The organism is Prevotella sp. P4-51 (assembly GCF_002251455.1).
In the GTDB taxonomy this organism is placed as follows: domain Bacteria; phylum Bacteroidota; class Bacteroidia; order Bacteroidales; family Bacteroidaceae; genus Prevotella.
In genome coordinates this window covers 83,107-101,527 of the sequence record NZ_NPJM01000055.1, presented here as the reverse complement: position 1 = coordinate 101,527, position 18,421 = coordinate 83,107, and the positions used below count along the sequence as shown (strand labels likewise).

Annotated in this window: 16 protein-coding genes; 4 read left to right on the top strand and 12 right to left on the bottom strand. The window is 54.8% G+C overall.

Annotated elements, in window-relative coordinates:
• Nucleotides 1–323: 323 nt before the first annotated feature.
• The 6 genes from CIK94_RS08730 to CIK94_RS08705 all read right to left on the bottom strand — a co-directional run bounded on the left by CIK94_RS08730 (nt 324) and on the right by CIK94_RS08705 (nt 6,309).
• Entirely contained in the window at nt 324–1,814 is a 1,491-nt protein-coding gene (locus CIK94_RS08730; protein WP_022310438.1) for a transglutaminase domain-containing protein, read from the bottom strand.
• A 22-nt stretch (nt 1,815–1,836) separates the two neighbouring features.
• Complete coding sequence (locus CIK94_RS08725) at nt 1,837–3,213, bottom strand: caspase family protein (protein ID WP_158215129.1); 1,377 nt, start codon at nt 3,211–3,213, stop codon at nt 1,837–1,839.
• Between the two features lie 68 nt (nt 3,214–3,281).
• Entirely contained in the window at nt 3,282–4,316 is a 1,035-nt protein-coding gene (locus tag CIK94_RS08720) for a hypothetical protein (protein ID WP_022310436.1), read from the bottom strand.
• A gap of 6 nt (nt 4,317–4,322) precedes the next feature.
• Nucleotides 4,323–5,189 carry a DUF4384 domain-containing protein gene (locus CIK94_RS08715; protein ID WP_144008358.1) on the bottom strand — a complete coding sequence of 289 codons (867 nt, stop codon included), beginning with the start codon at nt 5,187–5,189 and terminating at the stop codon, nt 4,323–4,325.
• A gap of 3 nt (nt 5,190–5,192) precedes the next feature.
• Nucleotides 5,193–5,867, bottom strand: coding sequence for a hypothetical protein (locus CIK94_RS08710; RefSeq protein WP_022310433.1), 675 nt, complete (start codon nt 5,865–5,867; stop codon nt 5,193–5,195).
• A gap of 199 nt (nt 5,868–6,066) precedes the next feature.
• Nucleotides 6,067–6,309, bottom strand: a complete 243-nt coding sequence (locus CIK94_RS08705) for a hypothetical protein (protein WP_094387506.1) — start codon at nt 6,307–6,309, stop codon at nt 6,067–6,069.
• Between the two features lie 236 nt (nt 6,310–6,545).
• Between CIK94_RS08705 and CIK94_RS08700 the strand changes: the two genes are divergently transcribed.
• Entirely contained in the window at nt 6,546–7,649 is a 1,104-nt protein-coding gene (locus tag CIK94_RS08700) for an Mrp/NBP35 family ATP-binding protein (RefSeq protein WP_094389098.1), read from the top strand.
• Nucleotides 7,650–7,735: 86 nt separating this feature from the next.
• Here the strand turns inward: CIK94_RS08700 and CIK94_RS08695 are convergent, their stop codons facing one another.
• The 6 genes from CIK94_RS08695 to CIK94_RS08665 form a co-directional block, all read right to left on the bottom strand.
• On the bottom strand, nt 7,736–9,013 hold the full coding sequence (locus CIK94_RS08695; RefSeq protein WP_254046177.1) for an ABC transporter permease: 1,278 nt from the start codon (nt 9,011–9,013) through the stop codon (nt 7,736–7,738).
• Nucleotides 9,014–9,019: 6 nt separating this feature from the next.
• Nucleotides 9,020–10,183 (bottom strand): ABC transporter permease, encoded by a 1,164-nt coding sequence (locus tag CIK94_RS08690; protein WP_173823504.1) that lies wholly within the window; start codon nt 10,181–10,183, stop codon nt 9,020–9,022.
• Nucleotides 10,184–10,197: 14 nt separating this feature from the next.
• Complete coding sequence (locus CIK94_RS08685) at nt 10,198–11,184, bottom strand: HlyD family secretion protein (protein WP_022310428.1); 987 nt, start codon at nt 11,182–11,184, stop codon at nt 10,198–10,200.
• A 7-nt stretch (nt 11,185–11,191) separates the two neighbouring features.
• On the bottom strand, nt 11,192–12,679 hold the full coding sequence (locus CIK94_RS08680; protein ID WP_022310427.1) for a TolC family protein: 1,488 nt from the start codon (nt 12,677–12,679) through the stop codon (nt 11,192–11,194).
• 12 nt (nt 12,680–12,691) lie between these two features.
• Nucleotides 12,692–13,564, bottom strand: coding sequence for a hypothetical protein (locus tag CIK94_RS08675; RefSeq protein ID WP_022310426.1), 873 nt, complete (start codon nt 13,562–13,564; stop codon nt 12,692–12,694).
• 372 nt (nt 13,565–13,936) lie between these two features.
• Nucleotides 13,937–14,281 carry a hypothetical protein gene (locus CIK94_RS08665; RefSeq protein WP_144008357.1) on the bottom strand — a complete coding sequence of 115 codons (345 nt, stop codon included), beginning with the start codon at nt 14,279–14,281 and terminating at the stop codon, nt 13,937–13,939.
• A gap of 300 nt (nt 14,282–14,581) precedes the next feature.
• Here CIK94_RS08665 and CIK94_RS14750 point away from each other — a divergent pair, with 300 nt between their 5' ends.
• The 3 genes from CIK94_RS14750 to xseA are packed head-to-tail and all read left to right on the top strand — an operon-like array spanning nt 14,582 to nt 18,415.
• A complete protein-coding gene (locus tag CIK94_RS14750) occupies nt 14,582–15,754 on the top strand; it encodes a helix-turn-helix domain-containing protein (RefSeq protein ID WP_254046069.1) in 1,173 nt (390 codons plus the stop codon).
• Between the two features lie 51 nt (nt 15,755–15,805).
• Nucleotides 15,806–17,176, top strand: a complete 1,371-nt coding sequence (locus CIK94_RS08655; RefSeq protein WP_254046068.1) for a S8 family serine peptidase — start codon at nt 15,806–15,808, stop codon at nt 17,174–17,176.
• 3 nt (nt 17,177–17,179) lie between these two features.
• On the top strand, nt 17,180–18,415 hold the full coding sequence (xseA, locus tag CIK94_RS08650) for an exodeoxyribonuclease VII large subunit (protein WP_094422650.1): 1,236 nt from the start codon (nt 17,180–17,182) through the stop codon (nt 18,413–18,415).
• The last annotated feature ends 6 nt before the right edge of the window (nt 18,416–18,421 follow it).

Below are 18,421 nucleotides of genomic sequence, written 5' to 3'. Positions count from 1 at the left end.
TTGATACGGACTCAATCAAAGAACTCTTTCTTCAGCGCTCAGGAGAAGTGTTTCATTCTCGAAAGCGGATGCAAAGGTATAGCTTTTTTCAACACAAACCAAACATTTCAACAAAAAAGTTGAAAATATTTTTCACCTATTGATTTATATCAACCAAAATGATGACCCTGAGGACTATATACCTTATTATAATATATACCCCACAGACCGACATTTACACATTCATCAAAGATGTAGAAGAAGTCATGATACATGTGACCGCCGCCAATCTATTCCGATGCAGACTGACGGCGGTCACATGTGGAATTGCCATAGACCGAAGACTACTCGAGCATGATTACCTGCGCAGAGCTGTTATCCATATCGGGCATAGTCCGCCCCACTGGCGCCCCGATATACGTTGGGTCAGCAATCACGAAACGCCGACCACCGACCACTACATAGTCACCCTGCACCGCTTGGTCGAAGGCGACGGCGCAAGCCAGATGGTTGGGGTAATACACCAGGATGCACTTCAATCCGAGCAAATCGCGCACCATACGAGTGAACAAAATCGCACGGTCTTCGCAGTCACAATAAGGATAATAGAGCGTCTCTTCGGCAAAGAAGGCACGGTCGCCACCCCAGACCTTGTCATCATATTCATACACCAGCCCCGTCTGCACCCAGTCTATGAGCATATTGGCCGCCTCAATCTGAGATTTGCCAGAAATGAGCTGCCGCATCTTGCCATACAGCTGGGATTTCACATTCTCAGCCATAGGCGTATTAGCATACATCGCCCAGCGCGTAAGTGGATTGTCGTCTATCGCCGAGGTGGGATAGACATCGTAGAAATCTATCAGATTGCGGTTTACCCTTACCTGCGCCTCCACCGAGGGATAGCGTTTGGACCGTATGGTGCGGTTGTCGCTGAAATTGTTGGTCAGAGACATCGCCGAAGGGATATAGAGCGACAGAGGCTGCTCTTCGGGGAAAGCTGCCCCGCATATACGCAACCGCGTACTAGCCGTTTCTCCCTTGTCCACAAGCGGATAGAAATAATTACCATCGATGCGGAAGAACGCGTGGTCATAAATCTGATGACGACTACCAAACAGAAGATAGAGACGTTGACCGTTGCTCCCCAACCTCATCTGATAACCACTCTGACAATAGACCCAAGCCAGGAAGAGGGTCGAGGCATTGGCGTCGCCACCATAGTAGCTCTCGCTCATCTTGCGGAGCATGAGCAGATAAGCCCAGTCGCAGAGCTGATGACTCATACGCAGTCCGAGGCAATCGCGGATGAGATGGTCAAAGCCGCCTTCCGAGAGCATAGTCCATCCTTTGCTCACCTCATTCTCTGACACACCGCCCTTCAAGACGGCACCGATATCAGGACGCAGGACAGGCATCCGCACACGGCCTTCTGTTCCGAAGAAGGTAAAGGAAAGTTGCTGTTCATTCTCCACCGTTCCCTCATAGATGGGAGCCACAGGCTTGGGCTGAGCCCCTTGAGGCACAGGAGCTATCACCGTATCCACCTTGATAGGCATAGGTTTCACCGGCTTGTCCACATCTCCTTGCGGCATTACCACGGGCTTCACCTCACGCTCTTTGGGACGTGGCACCACGGGACCTGCCTCATACGACTGCCAGGCTTGTTTCAGGAAAGCAGCATAATCAGCATTGCAAGCCCGACGGAAGTCTACATACCCTTGCCGAGCCTGTTTCTTAAACTGCTCATACCCTTGCCGAGCCTTGTTTGTCGTCTGCCCCAGACAGTTTACTGCCATCAGCAGCGACACGCAGAACACCATTTGCCTCACCATGATTGTCTCCTTTATACAATGGTTATTTCAATGTCCAATTACGCCACTTGTCATAGACAGCAGCCGACGGAGAAATGGTAGGAGTCTGCCGCTTGCCATTTACCACCAGCGACTTCTTCACCACATTGTCCTTGACATAGTCAAACAGGCTGCCCAAATTTGCCGTACCTTTACTCTCCTTCAGTTTCTTAAGAAGATAATACGTAAACATACCATGATGCTGCCCATCCAAGGGATAGGCAGTCTCGTCTCCCTGAGCGGCAGACAGTACGACCATGTTTCCCTTAGACTCGCTGCCCTTGGCCTTGATTGCCACACCACGAGCCGACGCCAGCATGCCATCTCCACGCAACGAGCCGGAGAAGCAGGCATCCATCAGCACCACCACCTGAGACAGGGACATTGCTCCCAATGCGGCATAGAAATCATTCAGATTGTAGCAGGTTGTCAAATCCGAACCATAACCATCTACCGGCAAGAGGTAAGCGTCTCCCGAAGCCTCGTCGGGCAGTCCGTGTCCTGCATAGTAGACGACAAGTTTAGCCCCACCCTTGTATGCTTCAGCAATTTGACGCATCAGATTGAGTTCACGCTTGATATTGATATAGGTTGCATTGTTTACCAGATGGATGTTGGTCTTGGGCATACCCAGAGTCTTCATGCAATAGTCTGCAAATACCCTTCCGTCATTGATAGCATTGGGTACAGGTGCCACATTCTGATAGGCTTCATTGGCGATGATGAGCGCAAAAGTATTCTCGTTGACCGCACCAGTCGAGGGGATGCCGGTATCTACATCCGACTTGGTCACCACTGGCTTTGACGTCGCGGGCTTGGGTTGTTCTGGCTTTGGCGTGGGAGCCGTCTGCTGTACGATAGTAATATGGTTTACCGTCTGCCCTGTGCCTCCACTACTGGCGGCGGGCTGCTGCCTTACCGTTCCTCCCCGTTTCGGACTGAGCGCATAATTGGCTATATTGCGTTGCGCCCCATTATATGCCTCGGCGATATCAGGCAGCAGACACTTGCCGCCTTTCTTCTGATAGCGCTCCATCCATTCGTTATATCTGCCATCGTCCTGACTTACCACAATACCATTTTGGTAAAACGAAGCCAAGCGCAACATGGCATCAGGCAGACCACGTTCGGCTGCACGACGATAGAGGCGGAACGCATCCGTAAGCGCTTTCTCACAAGCCACACCATTCTCATAACACCAGCCCAGATAGTACTGGGCAGCCATGTCATTGGAAGCGGCAAGCCGTTTGAACTCATCAAAAGCATACTGGACATAACCGCCGCGCATCGACTCGAGCGCAGCCTTACTCTGCACATCCATACTCTGCGCCGACACCGTCTGCACGCACCATATTAATATAAGGAACAATAAGCGCATCATGACATACAATGCTAAGACAACTGCCACTCCCCTCATTCATTCGGGCAGAGTGGCAGTCGCGGTTTATACTATTTCTTTTCCTGCTTGGTATCCTGAAGTCTACCTACGTAAGTCATCTTACCCCAATCGCTTGTAGCGCCATCAAAGTGGATGACTTTCTTATAGCTGGTCTCTGACAGGGGCACGAGCAGCGTAGCTCCATAGGTAAATATGGCGCCGATAATACGACCGATACCAACCTTTCCCTGCTTCGACACATTGGTACTGCTCAGTCTGAATGTTCCCTTCTTGAAGTTACCTTCCCAGTCACACACGATGATGGGTGAGCGGTCTTCGTCAAACTCAAAGGGAGAGTTGGCCATCACGTGAAGAACGGCTGGTTTGGTCTCCTTGACGCCAAACCCGCGCTTGTCTTTCTTGGTCAGGTCGTCGGGCATTTCCACATAGTAGGGCGAGAAGATGATGTCACTCACCCAGGCAGACAGGGCCACACTTGTCCATTCCTCGGAACGCTTGTTGAAGGCATAGGCAATAGAGGCACCAATATTGTTGATACTCTCGTCTTCAGTGAGGTGACGGCTTACAGTACCTTTGTATTCCTCACGTTTGGGGTCGGCTTTCTTCGACTCGTCCAGCAAATCGGCAATGAGATTGAACAGTCGCTTGTCATACTCTGTGAATTCTCCGGCAGGAGTTTCCGAGGTACTGTAATTACCCAGAATACCCGTTGCCATGTTACAGATGAAAGTATCATTCTGCTTGCCGCCAGTAGATGGCGGGATGGTAATAAACTCATCTATCGACGTAGTCTTGCCTTTCTTCGAGGCGTGGCGCTCGTCCTGTTTCTTGTCAAACAGAGGGAACGACGAGCCATTATGCACCATGAAGCATTGAGACAAGTCGATGAAGATGGTCTTCTTGGTCTTGTTCTTGGCCCATAGCTGCTCGTTGTAAATTTCCAGTCGTATATTGTCATCTTCAAACACACTGTTGGCCTGAGAATAGGCAAATATCAGCGCGTTGCGATAAGAAGTCTTGGTTTTTCCATACGTGTTGCTCACACAGAGGGAGACAAAAAAGAATAAAAGCAATACCTTTTTCATAATTAGTTAATTTTTAATGGTTAATGATTTATTGATGATTTGTATATTTTTGTCTTTGATGCGCATTTCAGCCAGCCATTTGTTGAAGTGGTCAATGCTCATGGCTCGCGGCAGCAGCCCCTCACTCGCCGAGGTATTGGCTTTGGCCAGTTCGCCAGAGCTGAATATCACGACCATTTCGTTCTGCTCCATTTTCTTGTCAGTAGTGAGCGTATATTCATCCACCACCTGACGCTCTTCGGCTGCCACACTCTTGGCAGAAAAGAACAGATACTCCCTACCCTGCTCTATAGGCTGGGCCATATCCGCCTGCTGCGAATAGGGCAAGAGACAGTAGACTTGGCGTGCGGTATAGTCGACGAGATAGACCAGCAGTCTGCCGCTTACGGGCGACTGGAAGTGGAGATACATATCGTCGCCATTGCGGAAATCGTCGCTCTCGTATTTGAGTTCGGTGCCATTGCGCAGTATATTGACAGCGAGGTCTATCTTGGGGCCAGACAACTTGCGTATGCGCCCTTTGACCTTCACATTGACGATGAGCATCCCCTGTTCATAGTTTATCGCATATTGGGGCTCACCGATGGTTTCTATCCACTCGCCATTGACGTCACTACGACCAATCGATGAGAAATGGGTATCACTCTTTCCGTTTTCATTGGTCACCAGGGTAGAGTTGCTCTGCCCTATGAGAGTGCCAAATTCGTCGGCGATAGCCTGGACCTTTGCCCTTTCGAGCGCCGTAGTCTTGGCCTGCTCCACCGTCACATTCTCGGGCACGTGATAGGTGTACGACGCTACCACCGTGACGGTTTTCTGCGCCCAAGCCACACTCGCCACGAGACAGCATAGAGTTACTACCCAACTACGCATACGCTACCAACCCAGCAGTTCGTCCAACTTCTTGTGCAGGTCGTCGCCCTTCTTTTCCAGTTCCTGGCGCACGGCCTTTTTGGCAGCCTGCTTTGCCATCTCCGCATTATAGGCAATGCGCAGCGACACCTCCTTGTTCTTGTTGCCCAGCACGCGATACATCTCTACCACGGTGAGCACACGGCCTATACTCTGGGAGATAAGGTTCTTGGCTGCACTGATGGTCTGGGTCACAGAGGCAGCCTCTTCAGCCGCCAGCTGCTTGTTGCTTACGGTGTTTTCTATCAGGGCGGTCACCTCAGTCTGTATCTGTCCAGCCAGGCTTTGCTTGGCCAGCTCCATAGCCTGCAGGCGGGCAGCGTCATAGTTTTCGCCGATACTCATAGCCTCGCCCATGAGATACTTGGGAAACATATTCTCATCATACTCCATCTGCATGAGGTACGACTTGTCCAATTGTTTTTCCAATGGCAGAGCGCCGGGCGTGACCTTCCATCCCTCCTTTGCCAAGCGTTTGGCTTCCTTGCGGGCTGTCTTCGTGGCCTTCTCGCCGAGTTCAGCCTTCGAGGCTTTCTTGATTTCCTTGCGTTCCTTGATTTGCTCTTTCGTCAACTGGGCAAAAGATACGGTAAAAGTCATGACCAGCACCAGGGTCAATACTAATCTGATGGTTCTCATACGTTAAGTTTTTAATTGTACCAACGGCTCCCGATTGGCTTGGTTAAGATGTGACGGACATTAATTGTGTTATGTAGGGCAGATATACATCTGTAGCACGGAGAGCCTCACTCCGTGGAGTGAACGTGTGAAATGCAATATGCCAAGGGCGACCATTGTTAGCTCGTAATCGACATCGCCAAAGTTGGTGAGGTAATAGTTATAATCTCGTTAGTTGCAAAAGTAGCATTAAATTCTGAATAAATACTAAAAAACGGAAGATTTTTTGACCATCATCGTTATTTTTGTCCAAATCACGGTCAAGACCATCCATATCCATTAGCTTTCCGCCGCCATCCACCAGTCCTTTATACTGGAGGAAGTGACGCATCTGTCCCTTTCTGCGCCATTCCTGCAGCCTGCGCTCCGCCCGCCTGTCATCCTTGGGTTGGCTGCAACCCATCTACACCTTATTATATATATAGCATCCCTGACAACGGTTGTCGCCACCCTCTCTGCCGCCATCGCCATGCCGAAGGTGGCGAGGTCTGCGGCAGCGGTTGCCGTCTCGGTCGTGGAGGGCACCATTGTGGCAGGGGCAGAGGACGGCGGGGAGAGTGCGGGGGATATTATTATGGACATTTATGAGGCTGTTACAGTTTTTTTGGCTAATTTTGCAACTGATTAAAAGACAATATGATGACATTATATCCAAAACTTATCACCGACGCTTTGGCTACGGTGACTTACCCTGGTAACAAGAAAAACCTGATAGAGGCAGAAATGCTCGCCGACGATGTTCGCATCGACGGTATGAAGGTGAGTTTCACACTGATATTCCCCCGCGAGACCGACCCGTTCCTCAAATCGACCTTAAAGGCTGCCGAGGCAGCCATACACTACCACGTGGACAAGGCGGTAGAGGTCGAGATTAAGACCGAGTTCAAGTCGGCACCACGCCCCGAGGTGGGCAAACTGCTGCCTCAGGTGAAGAACGTGATAGCCGTAAGCTCGGGCAAAGGCGGCGTAGGCAAGTCGACCGTTTCTGCCAATCTCGCCATAGCCCTCGCCATCATGGGCTACAAGGTGGGTCTGCTCGATACCGACATCTTCGGTCCCTCCATGCCCAAGATGTTCGGCGTAGAGAGCGAGCGCCCCTATGCGGTAGAGAAGGATGGTCGCCAGCTCATCGAGCCCATCGAGAAGTATGGCGTAAAGCTCCTGTCCATTGGTTTCTTCGTCAATCCCGACACCGCCACGCTGTGGCGCGGAGGCATGGCCACATCTGCCCTGAAGCAGCTCATCGCCGACGCCGACTGGGGCGACCTGGACTATTTCATCCTTGACACGCCTCCCGGCACATCCGACATCCACCTCACCCTGTTGCAGACGCTGAGCATCACCGGTGCCGTCATCGTATCGACGCCGCAGAATGTGGCTCTCGCCGATGCGCGCAAGGGCATCGACATGTACCGCAACGACAAGGTCAACGTGCCCATCCTCGGTCTGGTGGAGAATATGGCATGGTTCACTCCCGCCGAACTGCCCGAGAACCGCTACTACATCTTCGGCAAGGAGGGCTGCAAGCAGCTGGCCAAGGAGATGGGCTGTCCGTTGCTCGCCCAGATTCCTCTGGTGCAGAGCATCTGCGACAATGGCGACGCCGGTACTCCCGCAGTGCTCAACACCGAGAGCCAGACTGGTCAGGCGTTCCTCAACCTGGCCCAGGCGGTGGTGACAGTGACCAACCGACGCAACAAGGAGCTGCCCAAGACCCGCATCGTAGACATCAGCAAGAAGTAATCTACACCCCTATACAATATGACAATCCCTGTCTCTCCATCCGATGGATGCCAGAGACAGGGATTGTCATTTCTGCACTGCCGCAATTATCCTTCCTTACCCGACTGCTTGCAGCCTATTGCCTCCTTGGTCTTCTGCTTGAGCATTTCGAGGCGTTCGTAGGCGTGGGTGTGGGTGTGGATAATCTGCAGACGATAGACCACGCAGGTGGCAAAGAAGTATATGGCCACCTGAACCCACAATGCCATATATTCGGTGGTGATGTCGTCGAGCGTGCCTCCCATGCTGTTGAGCGTGAGGAAGCCCCTCACGCCGAAGGTCGACGGGAAGAGCAGCGACACGCCTTTCCACACGCCGGGAATATTGCTTACGGGCCAGCTGATGCCCGTCATGAAGAGCAGAGGTACCGAGGTGAACACCACAAGCAGCATCACATTCTCGCGATAGCGCACCAGACACGACAGCATCATGCCAAAGAAGATGCAAGCCAGCAGATAGGGCACCATGAGGGCCAACAGCGGACCGCCCTGGGCCAGGGTGGTGAAGTGGAAGAAGCGGGGAACGCAGAGGGTGATATAGGCACCCGCCACGGCATAAATCATGAAGTAGCACATCGCCTTTCCCAGCACAATACGGAAGATGCCGTTGTGATGGCTGGTAATGGGCACGAGGTCCTGATAGCGGTTGTTCTCGCGGGCAGTACCTGCCGCCAGACCGATGCCCAGGAGCAGCGACTGCTGGAGTATCAGCATGAGCACACCGGGCAGGATGGCGTTGCCATAACCACCCGTGGCATTGAAGATGGGCACCTCGTCGAAGTCGAGCGGACGGGTGGCTATCTCTTCATCGCGGGCGGTAAACGAGTTGGAGCCCGCTATCTGTATCTGGCTTCCCATCTCCATCGACACAGCCTGCGCCGACTGGAGTATAGCCTTGTAGGTGAGCATCAGACTCATGTCGCAGTACACGCCCACATGTGCCTGTTCGCCCCGATGCAGTTTCGTGGCGAAGTCTGATGGAAAATAGAGTATGCCGTGGGCCTTCTGGTGCCCCACCACCTCACGCGCCTCCTCGAGGTTGTTGCAGTAGTAAGCCACGCGTACCCCCGAACAGGCATCGACCTTGCGCACAAACTCGCGGCTGTCGTGGCTGTGCGACAAGTCTACTATGGCTACGGGCACCTTGTTGACCACCTCGTTGTTGTATATCCATGAGTAGAGCACAGGGTAGAACAAGGGCAGGAAGATGAAGAACAACAGCACGCCCTCGTCGGCAAATACCGACCGCATCTCCTTGGCCCAGATATGACACATGTCATAGATGCCTTGTTTGATTTGTGAGATAAGACTATGGTCTCCGTTCATAATCATTTAGGGTATATAGACATATTCCTGCATGGCCCTGCGCAGGTTGCGCACGGTAAACAGCGGCAGCAGCATGAACAGCACCAGAGCCGCGACGTTGATTGCGCAGTCGGCAAGGGGGAATGCGTTGAATATGCTTATTTTATATATCATGTAGTAGTGGCGCAGCGGGAAGAGCTGTGCCATGGCTTCTATCATCGAGTCCATGGCGAACACGGGATAGGTGGCTCCGCACACCGAGAAGCTCAGCACCGCCCACAGCGAGCAGATACTCATCGACATACGCAGCGACGGCATCAGTCCGAAGACAAACACGCCGAAGCACTGGCTTGCCACCACCGAGAGGAAGCCATCGAGCAGTATCGGCACCACGCCTCCAGGATAGGGGAAGTCCAATATATAATAGATGTAGAAGTCAAACCCATAGAACACCGTCAGAAAGACGAGCGTATGGGGTAGCAGCTTGCCTGCCAGAGCCACCGGCATGCTGTTGCCCGCCATCTTGAGCCACTCGTGCGAACGCTTGAACTTGAGTTCGGTGCCGATGGAGTATGGGGTGATGAGGAATACAAACAACAGCAGCAGTCCGGGTACCATGATGGTCGAGAGATACACATTGTAGTTGGCCCAGGGGTTGCCTATCATGTGCATGTCGAGGGCTATGGGCTGCAGGAAAGCCTGTATCTCGCGCTCGGTCTTGCCCAGAGCCGACAGCTTAGCCGAGCCTACTGCCGCCGAGCCCAGCGTGCAGATGGTCTTGAGGTCCTTGAAGAGCGTCGAGCCCGCCAGGAGCGTCACCTGGCTGTAGTAGAATGATATCTTGGGCTGGCGTGCCGACACCATGCCGTCGGTGGTACCCTTTGGGATGAGCAGAAAGGCATAGATGTCGCCCTCCTGCACCGCGCGGCGCGCATCGTTGATGTTGGCATAGTGCGCCACCACCTTCGTGGTCTGAAAGGCATCGAGCCGGCGTATCAGCGCCCTCGTTGTGGCGGTATTGTCCTGGTCTACCACTCCCACCGGCATGTTTACAGGCTGTCCCTCGGTCATGAGTGAGGTGAAGAACACCACCACCAGCACCGGGAACACTACCATGCAAAACGCATAGATGGGATTGGAGCGCAGGATGCCACACTCGCGCAGGGCTATCCGATATATCTGCTTTATCATAGTGTCTGTGCCTCTCAGTCTTTACGGATAAGGCTCATACCCGGACGCAGGCCCTCAAACTTGCCCACTGGGCGAGCCTTGACTTCAAATGTCTTGAGGTCATACTGGCCGTTGGTCTTCGTGGCCTTCCACACGGCGTAGCTTCCCTGGTCGTGTATATAGTACACCTTGAGTTCTATGTCCTTGCCGAATGCCGGACAGTAGGCGGTGAACGTGTCGCCAATCTTCATGCCGCCCAACTGGTCTTCGCGGATATTGAATGTGCCCCATACGTCGTTCATCATCGAGATGCTCATGATGGGCGAGCCCAGTCCCACGAGTTCTCCCACCTTGGGATATACCTCGCTCACCTCGCCCTCTACCTGTGCCACCTGCACCGTCTCGCGCAGCAGCGAGCTCACCACATCCACAGCGTTGCTGGCGGCCTGTGCGTTCATCGCAGCCACCTCGCGCTCCTGTTTGCGGGCTCCGTTCTTCGCCATTTCATACTGGCTCTCGGCAGCCTTTACCTGTGCCTCGGTCGCCTTGTACGCGGCAAAGGCTTCATCGCGCTTCTGTCCGCTTATGACGCCCTCGTTGTAGAGGTTCTGCATGCGGTTATAGGTTTTCTGGGCTATCTCGCTGGCAGCCTTGGCCTGCTGCATCAGCTGGTAGGCACCCTGTATCTGCTCCTGGCGTGCTCCGGCGTCGGTGAGGTCCTTGAGCGCCTTGGTCGCTTCGCCTGTAGCCTCGACCACTCGCTTCTGGGCGTCCATCTCGGGCACCTCGAGTATGGCGAGTGTATCGCCGACATGCACAAAGTCGCCCTCCTTGACTCTGAGTTCTACCACGCGGCCGGGCAGTTTGCTCGACACCCTGTATTCAGACACTTCGACCTCGCCCTGGATAATCTCCGGTTCCTGGCCGAGGGTGAGATAGCCGATGAGGGCCACGATGACCACCACTGCCGTAAATCCTACAACGGCAAGCAGTATGTTGTTATGTTGTGTTTTAGCTGACATAATCGTTTCAGTTTAATATACCTAATGCTTTTTTTACGTTTACTTGCGACAGTTTGACGCCCACCTCGGCGTCTATCTTCTGCGACTGTGCCATCTGCCATGCGGTCTGTGCCGCCATGACATCGGTGACCTCCATCACGCCTTCCTTGAATCCCAGGTTGGCACATCTCAGATTTTCTTCGGCACTCTTCATGTTCTCGTTGGCCATGTGGAACCGCTTGAGCGACTCCTTGAGCTTGAACTGGCTCTGTGCCACCTGTAGATTGACCTTCTCGCGCACATCGCTCAACTCCATCACGGCTATGCTGGTGGCTGTCTTGGCAGCGCGTATCTTGTAGCTGCTTTCAAACCAGTTCCACACGGGTACCTGTACCAGTACGCCTACGTTCCATACGCCGGCAAACTTGCGTTCAAACCCGTTGAAGACATTGGGGTTGCTCACCATGTATCCGCCGGTAAGTGCCACATGGGGCAGAGCGGCGGCGCGGATGAGGCGGGTGCTCTGGCGGCTCAGTTCAATGGCGTTCTCGAGCATCTGTATCTCTGGGCGCGCAGCATAGGTTGTGTCGGCTGCTTCATAGGTCTCTGTTATGACTGGGGCGAGTGTCTGCACGTTCTCGTCGGCGAGGGTTATCTCCCGGTCCATGGGCAGACCGCAGAGCTGGCAGAGCATCATCTTGGCCAGCGACAGGCCGTCCTCGACCTGGGTGAGCTGCATGTCGGCCTCGTTGACCTTGACATCGACCTTGAGTCCGTCGGCCTTGGTAGCCACGCCCTCTCTAATCATCTTCTTCACATCCTCGCTGAGCTTCTTAACCAGGTCGCGATAGCTCTGGGCCAACTGCTCCTTCTGGCGCAGCGACACCACGAGCCAGTAGGCCTGGTCTATGTCGTAGAGGGTGGTCTGCCGACGCAGTTCGAGGTCACTGGCAGCCATCTTCTCGCCGATGTCTGCCATCTTGTTGGCTGCGACGATGGCGCCGCCCATAAAGATGGGCTGTCTCACCATGACGGCTCCCGACCAGATGTTCTTGGTGTCGGTGCGGAAGGCGTCGTTGACCGCCTGGCCCAACTTGTTGCCAGCCTCAGCCAACTGTGGCGTGAGCTTGTTGAGCACGCCACCCAACTGCTGTGCCAACTCGGGCGTGATGACGCCCTGCTGAACCAACCCCGTTATCATCTGGGTGATATTGCCACCCACGGCTCCCGTGGCAGTCGTTCCCAGCGACCCGAAAGCGGTCTTCTGGTTGCTGTTGAGCAGCGATATCTCTTTGCTGAAATACTCATAGCCGCCCACGGCATCGACTTTGGGCAGATACTTGGTGCGCATCACCTTGCGGTTGTATCGCGCCACATCCTGCTTGAGCCTTGCCACATTGAGCTGCTTGTTGTTGCGCAGCGCCAGAGCCCGACAACTGTCGAGCGACAGCCCCTGCGCCTGAACCTGTGGCAGCCAGACGGCACATAACATTAATGATAATAATAGCCTTGTCATTTGCTCTCCTTTTTAGTCTATCGTAACGCTCTTGGAACCTATCATGTTGCCATCGGCGAAGATGCTTGCATGATAGGTGCCTTCGACCAGCGCCTGGGTGACATTCCAGAACAGTGTCACGGGGGTCTCCTGGCCGCCATATTCCACCACCTTCTTCATCGAAGCCTGCAGGGTGCGGTTTTCATAGCTGAATGAACCTGCGCCACCCAGCAGTGTGCCTGTGGGCGATGTCAGTCTTACATATACTGTCTTCATGCCGCTCTGGGCGGTGACGTTCTTGGCGAGTGCGAAGCTCACCTGGATGGCCTTGCACTTCCTTATCTTTCTTGTAGCCCTGCCTCGCTTGTCTAAGGGTGTGACGCTGATGCCTATAGCATCGAGCTGTGCGGCTATAGCGACCTTCTCCGAGAGCGTTGCTTTCTCCGAATTGAGTCCCTCTATCTGTCTGGTAGCCTCTTCATACTGTCCGCGCACACGGGTATTCTCGGCAGTAAGGTTCTGATTGAGTCGGTTGAGCGAGTCTATCTCCAACACATAGTTGCGCAATACGGCGCGCACGGTGGCCAGTTCCTTCTTCAGTCGGGCTATCTCTCTTGCGTCCGACGCTTTGGTATCCTTGAGTTCCTTGAGCAGCTGCTGGGTACGCTCCTGTTCGGCGGTGAGCTGGGCGACGATAGAGTCGTTGTTGATTTTGGTCTTCATCTCACCGTACTGATTGGCAAACTGCTGATACTCGTTCTCCATTTCCCGCTTGTCTATCTCGGCAAGTTCCTGCATAGCCTGGTTTTCCTGCCTCTGTTGGTTGAGGCTGAGAGCGAGATACACTATGCCGCCCACAAGGAGCAGACCTACGACGATTACGGGGATAAGAATTTTAGTCTTCATATATTGCACTGTGAATATTTGTTATGCGCTGCAAAAGTAAGCCAATTATCTGACTTATCAAATAAATCGTCAGACCAAATATATAATAATATGAAAAATTAGCACTTTTGTGGAAAAAAAGGCCAATCATTAATATTTGTTTGCAGTGGGCAGTTGCGGTGTATACCACCACTCTCAGCCCTCTCGGAGAGCCTGTTGCGGGCATGCCGATGACCGTCTCGAACTGGGGGCTGACGGCTGCCAAGACGCCCGCTATCATGACCCTATCCGTGGGACTGTCGGCGGGGTGGATAGGGGCATACTCGCCTACGCCAACCGTGGTCTGCGGGCTGGTGATTGTGCCGCCAGGCAACGCTATCGGCACTGTTGTCGTCACGATGACCAAGACTTATGGCATCCACCACGTTCGGCGGCGTGCTGACCATCATCATCGGCTCGTGCTTTGCGATACGAGGGCTCGTATCTTATGTCACGTGGGCTCGTGCCTATTGTCACGTGTGCTCGTATCAGAAGGTACGAGCCAGCCCATGCAACCTCCACGCCGCTGTCTGCAGTCGCCTGACTTCTGGAGATACCATCCTGCTCAATAGAGACAATCTCCACGCCGATAGAGGTACCCTCCAGCTTTCCAAAGGTACCCTCCAGCTCGCTAAAGGTACCCTCCAGCTGTCTGGAGGTACTCTCCACGATGCTGGAGACAATCGCGGTGGGCGTCATGCTGGTGAGGGTGGTTGGCACGATGCCTCGGAGAGTGGCAAAAAACTTTTCAAGATTTCGGGATTTTTCCTCCGCCGTTTGGGAGGAAAGTTGTATTTTTGCAAGATAATACTAAGGGTATTGCAAGATAGCTGTATTTTTTGCAAGATAATACTAAGGGTATTGCAAGATAGCTGTATTTTTTGCAAGATAATACCAAGGGTATTGCAAGATAGCTGTATTTTTGCAAGATAATACTCTAAAGTATTGCGAGATGATACTCTGAGAGTGTATGATTAACGACTAAAACATCGAAAGGTCATGAAGATTTTATTTCTGCTTCAGTTTACGAGCCTCTTGTCCATGCTTATCAATGCTATGTTATTGGGCCTTGGCAGCCTCCACGTGAGATGGAAGAACCGTCGTTATGAGCAGTCGCGCTGGATGCTGTTTGCAGCCATGCTGATACTGGCTGCCCACTTCCTGGCGCAGATGACCCTGTCTGTGAGAGCGTCGGGCGCCGACCTGGGTGCAGTGCTCAATCTGCTTGCCTATCCCCCGAGCTTTGCACTGATTGCTTTGTCCATCTACAACATCGAAGCCGTCCACGACAACCGCCGCCGCTTTGTCGCCGGCATCGTCGGGCTTTATGCCCTCATCGTCGTGTGCTACGCCATAGGCTACTGCTGCAACGGCAGCATGCGCATCGGCATGTGGATGTATGTGATGCTTGCCCTCTATATATGCCTTGTAGCCTACTGCATCTATAAGGCATCTCGCCAAATACTGCTCCGCCGCAAGCTGCTCGAGACCCTCACCGCCAACGACATGCTGCCCCATGTGCGCTTTGCCAAGACGAGCGTGGCGGTGCTGTTTGTAGCATTGATGACGATGCCCTTTGTCATCCTCTTCAACAAGATACTGGTCATCTATGCCCCCGTCATCCTGCTCGCCATATTCTTCTTTGTCCTGACATTCAGCAACCTGGGCTTCAACTACGTGCCCACCGAAGAGCTGGTCAACGATGACGAGGAGTCTGCCCGCGCAGCCGGAACCAATGGCACCGGAAGCCCGGCAGCCGCCACCTACAATCTGGCAGCCCTGCCGCCCGAGCGCGAGCGCATCGTCGCCGAGCGCTTGGACAAATGGTGCCAGGACAAGGGCTACCGCGACAGCAATGCTAACATGCTCACCCTCTCGCGCATGCTGCTCATCCCTCGGGCAGAGCTTACCCGCTACTTCGAGCAGAACCTGAAACTGTCGTTCCGTATATGGCTGAGCGAGATAAGGTTCAAGGCGGCACAGGAGATGATGCGCGACTACCCCGACTACAGCAATGATATCATCTCTGCCGAGTGCGGCTTCTCGTCGCGCACCCACCTCTACCGCATCTTCAAGAACCGCGCAGGCTGCACACCCACAGCCTGGAGAGAGAGGGGCTGCCCCATACTGCCGTCGCAGACAGGCGGCAGCGATGCCGACGGCAGTATGTAACCACCGGCGGCTGTAGCCCTCACCCCGACAGCCACCACCAACCACACGACTATGAACAGAATATTATATCTACTACTGGCGCTGTGCTGCTCGATGCAGATACAGGCGCAGAAGGTGGCTTTTGCCGGGGGCAAAAGCTACATGTACAGAGTGTATCTCAAAGACAAGAAGGGCGGAAGCTACTCGCTGCGCCACCCCGAGAAGTTTCTCTCTGCCAAGGCCCTTGCCCGCAGAGAGCGCCAGGGGCTGGCTGTCGACTCTACCGACCTGCCCGTATCATCCAAATACATAGGCACGCTGCGCCACGACGGCTATCAGGTGGTGGGCGGCAGCCGATGGAACAACACCGTGCTCATCGCCTCGCCCAAGGGCGACATCGCCCCCCGGCTCGAAGGGCTCAACTTTGTGACCCGCGTGGTGCGCGTCTTCGAGTCGCCCGACTCGGTGAGTCCCGTGAAGCCCTACGGCGTGGTGAAAGACACGACCAAGGCATCGGAGAGCGTCTATGGCAAGGCGCTGCCCCAGATAGCACAGCTCAACGGCGTGAAGCTGCATGAGGCTGGCTTCCGCGGAAAGGGCATGACCATCGCCATCATCGACGGCGGCTACATGAACTACACCCGTATACCCGCCCTGCGCGGTGTACGCGTGCTGGGCTGTCGCGACTTTGTCTACCCCTACCGCGACAAGATGGAAGACCTCTTGTCTCACGGCACTATGGTGCTGTCGTGCATGGCTGCGGTCGACTCGTTCCGCTACGTGGGCACCGCACCCGAAGCCTCCTACTATCTGCTGCGCTCGGAATACGGCCCCACAGAGAGCCTGATGGAGGAAGACTCATGGGCGATGGCTGCCGAGTATGCCGACTCGGTGGGCGTGGACGTCATCAACTCGTCATTGGGCTACGCCGAGTTTGACGATGCCACCACGAGCCACAAGTATGTGGACCTCGACGGCCGCCGCACGCTCATATCCAACACGGCATCGATGCTGGCCCAGAAGGGCGTGGTGCTGGTGTGCAGCGCAGGCAACTCGGGCCGCGACCGCTGGAAGAAGGTGACGCCTCCGGGCGACGCCATCGACGTGCTCACGGTGGGGGCTGTAGACAGCCACGGCCTGAACACGGTATTCAGCTCTATCGGTCCGTCGCAGGACGGTCGCGTGAAGCCCGACATCATGGCACGGGGCGGCATGGCACGCATCTTCAACGCAGCCGGCGTCAACGGTGGCGCCAACGGCACCTCGTTTGCCTCGCCCATAGCCTGCGGCATGGTGGCATGCCTCTGGCAGGCGCTGCCCGGCAAGACCGCTAAAGAAATCATCAGTCTGGTGCGCAGCAGCGCCGACCGCTATCTCACCCCCGATAACATCTACGGCTACGGCATCCCCGACTTCTGGCGTGCCTACCAACAAGGACGATAACCAATGGCGAGCGAGAGAACCTTCACGCTGCTGGAGCTCAACCACATGGTGCGCGAGACCATCGAACAGCAGATGGACTGCAAATACTGGGTCGAAGCCGAACTCTCCGACCTACACGACCGCAGCCACTGCTATATGGAGCTCGTGGAGAACGACCCCTTCGGCCCCACCCCTTTGGCCAAGGCCCGTGCGGTGTGCTGGGCCAACCGCTGGACGGCACTGCGCAGCAAGTTTGAACGCCAGACCCAGCAACAGCTGCGGCCTGGCATCAAGGTGAGGATGATGGTAACGCCCACCTTCCACGAAGCCTACGGTTTCGCCTACCAGGTGAGCGACATAGACCCCGACTACACCTTGGGCGACATCGTGCGCAAGCGCATGGAGATAATCCACCAGCTCAAGGAGGCAGGCATCTTCGACCTCCAGCGCGAGCTCGCGCTGCCCCGCTTTGCCCAGCGCATAGCCGTCGTCTCCAGCGCCCAGGCTGCCGGTTATGGCGACTTCTGCCACCAGATAGACGACAACAGCTACGGGCTGTCGTTCAGCCACGAACTCTTCGCCGCCATCATGCAGGGCGAGCAGGTGGAGCAGAGCGTGATAGCCGCGCTCGACCGCATCAATGCCCGCATAGACGAGTTTGATGTGGTGGTCATCATCCGTGGCGGTGGCGCCACCACCGACATGTCGGGATTCGACACGCTGGCGCTGGCAGAGAACGTGGCCAACTTCCCGTTGCCCATCATCACCGGCATAGGCCACGACCGCGACGAGTGCATACTGGACATGGTGTCACATATGCGGGTGAAGACACCCACAGCGGCAGCCGCCTTCCTCATAGACCATCTGAGCGAGGTCTATACCGCCCTCGTCAGCGCCCGCGAGCGCATCAGCCGTATCGCCGAGCGCCATCTCGCCTACGAGAAGATGAGGCTCAAGCAGCTCGCCGACCGCATCCCTACCCTCTTTGCCCTGACCCGCGAACGGCAGACCAAACGCATAGACGCCCTCGCCCACAGGCTGGACAGCGCCGCAACCCAACGCTTGGAGCGCGAGCGCCACAGGCTGCAGCTCGTGGCCCAACGCGCCCAGGCCCAAGACCCCATACACATCCTGCGCCGGGGCTACAGCATCACGCTGCACAACGGTCATGCCCTGCGCAGTGGCGATGAACTGGCCGACGGCGACATCATCGAAACACGACTGGAACAAGGAACCCTGAAATCAGAGATAAGGAAATGAGCAAGC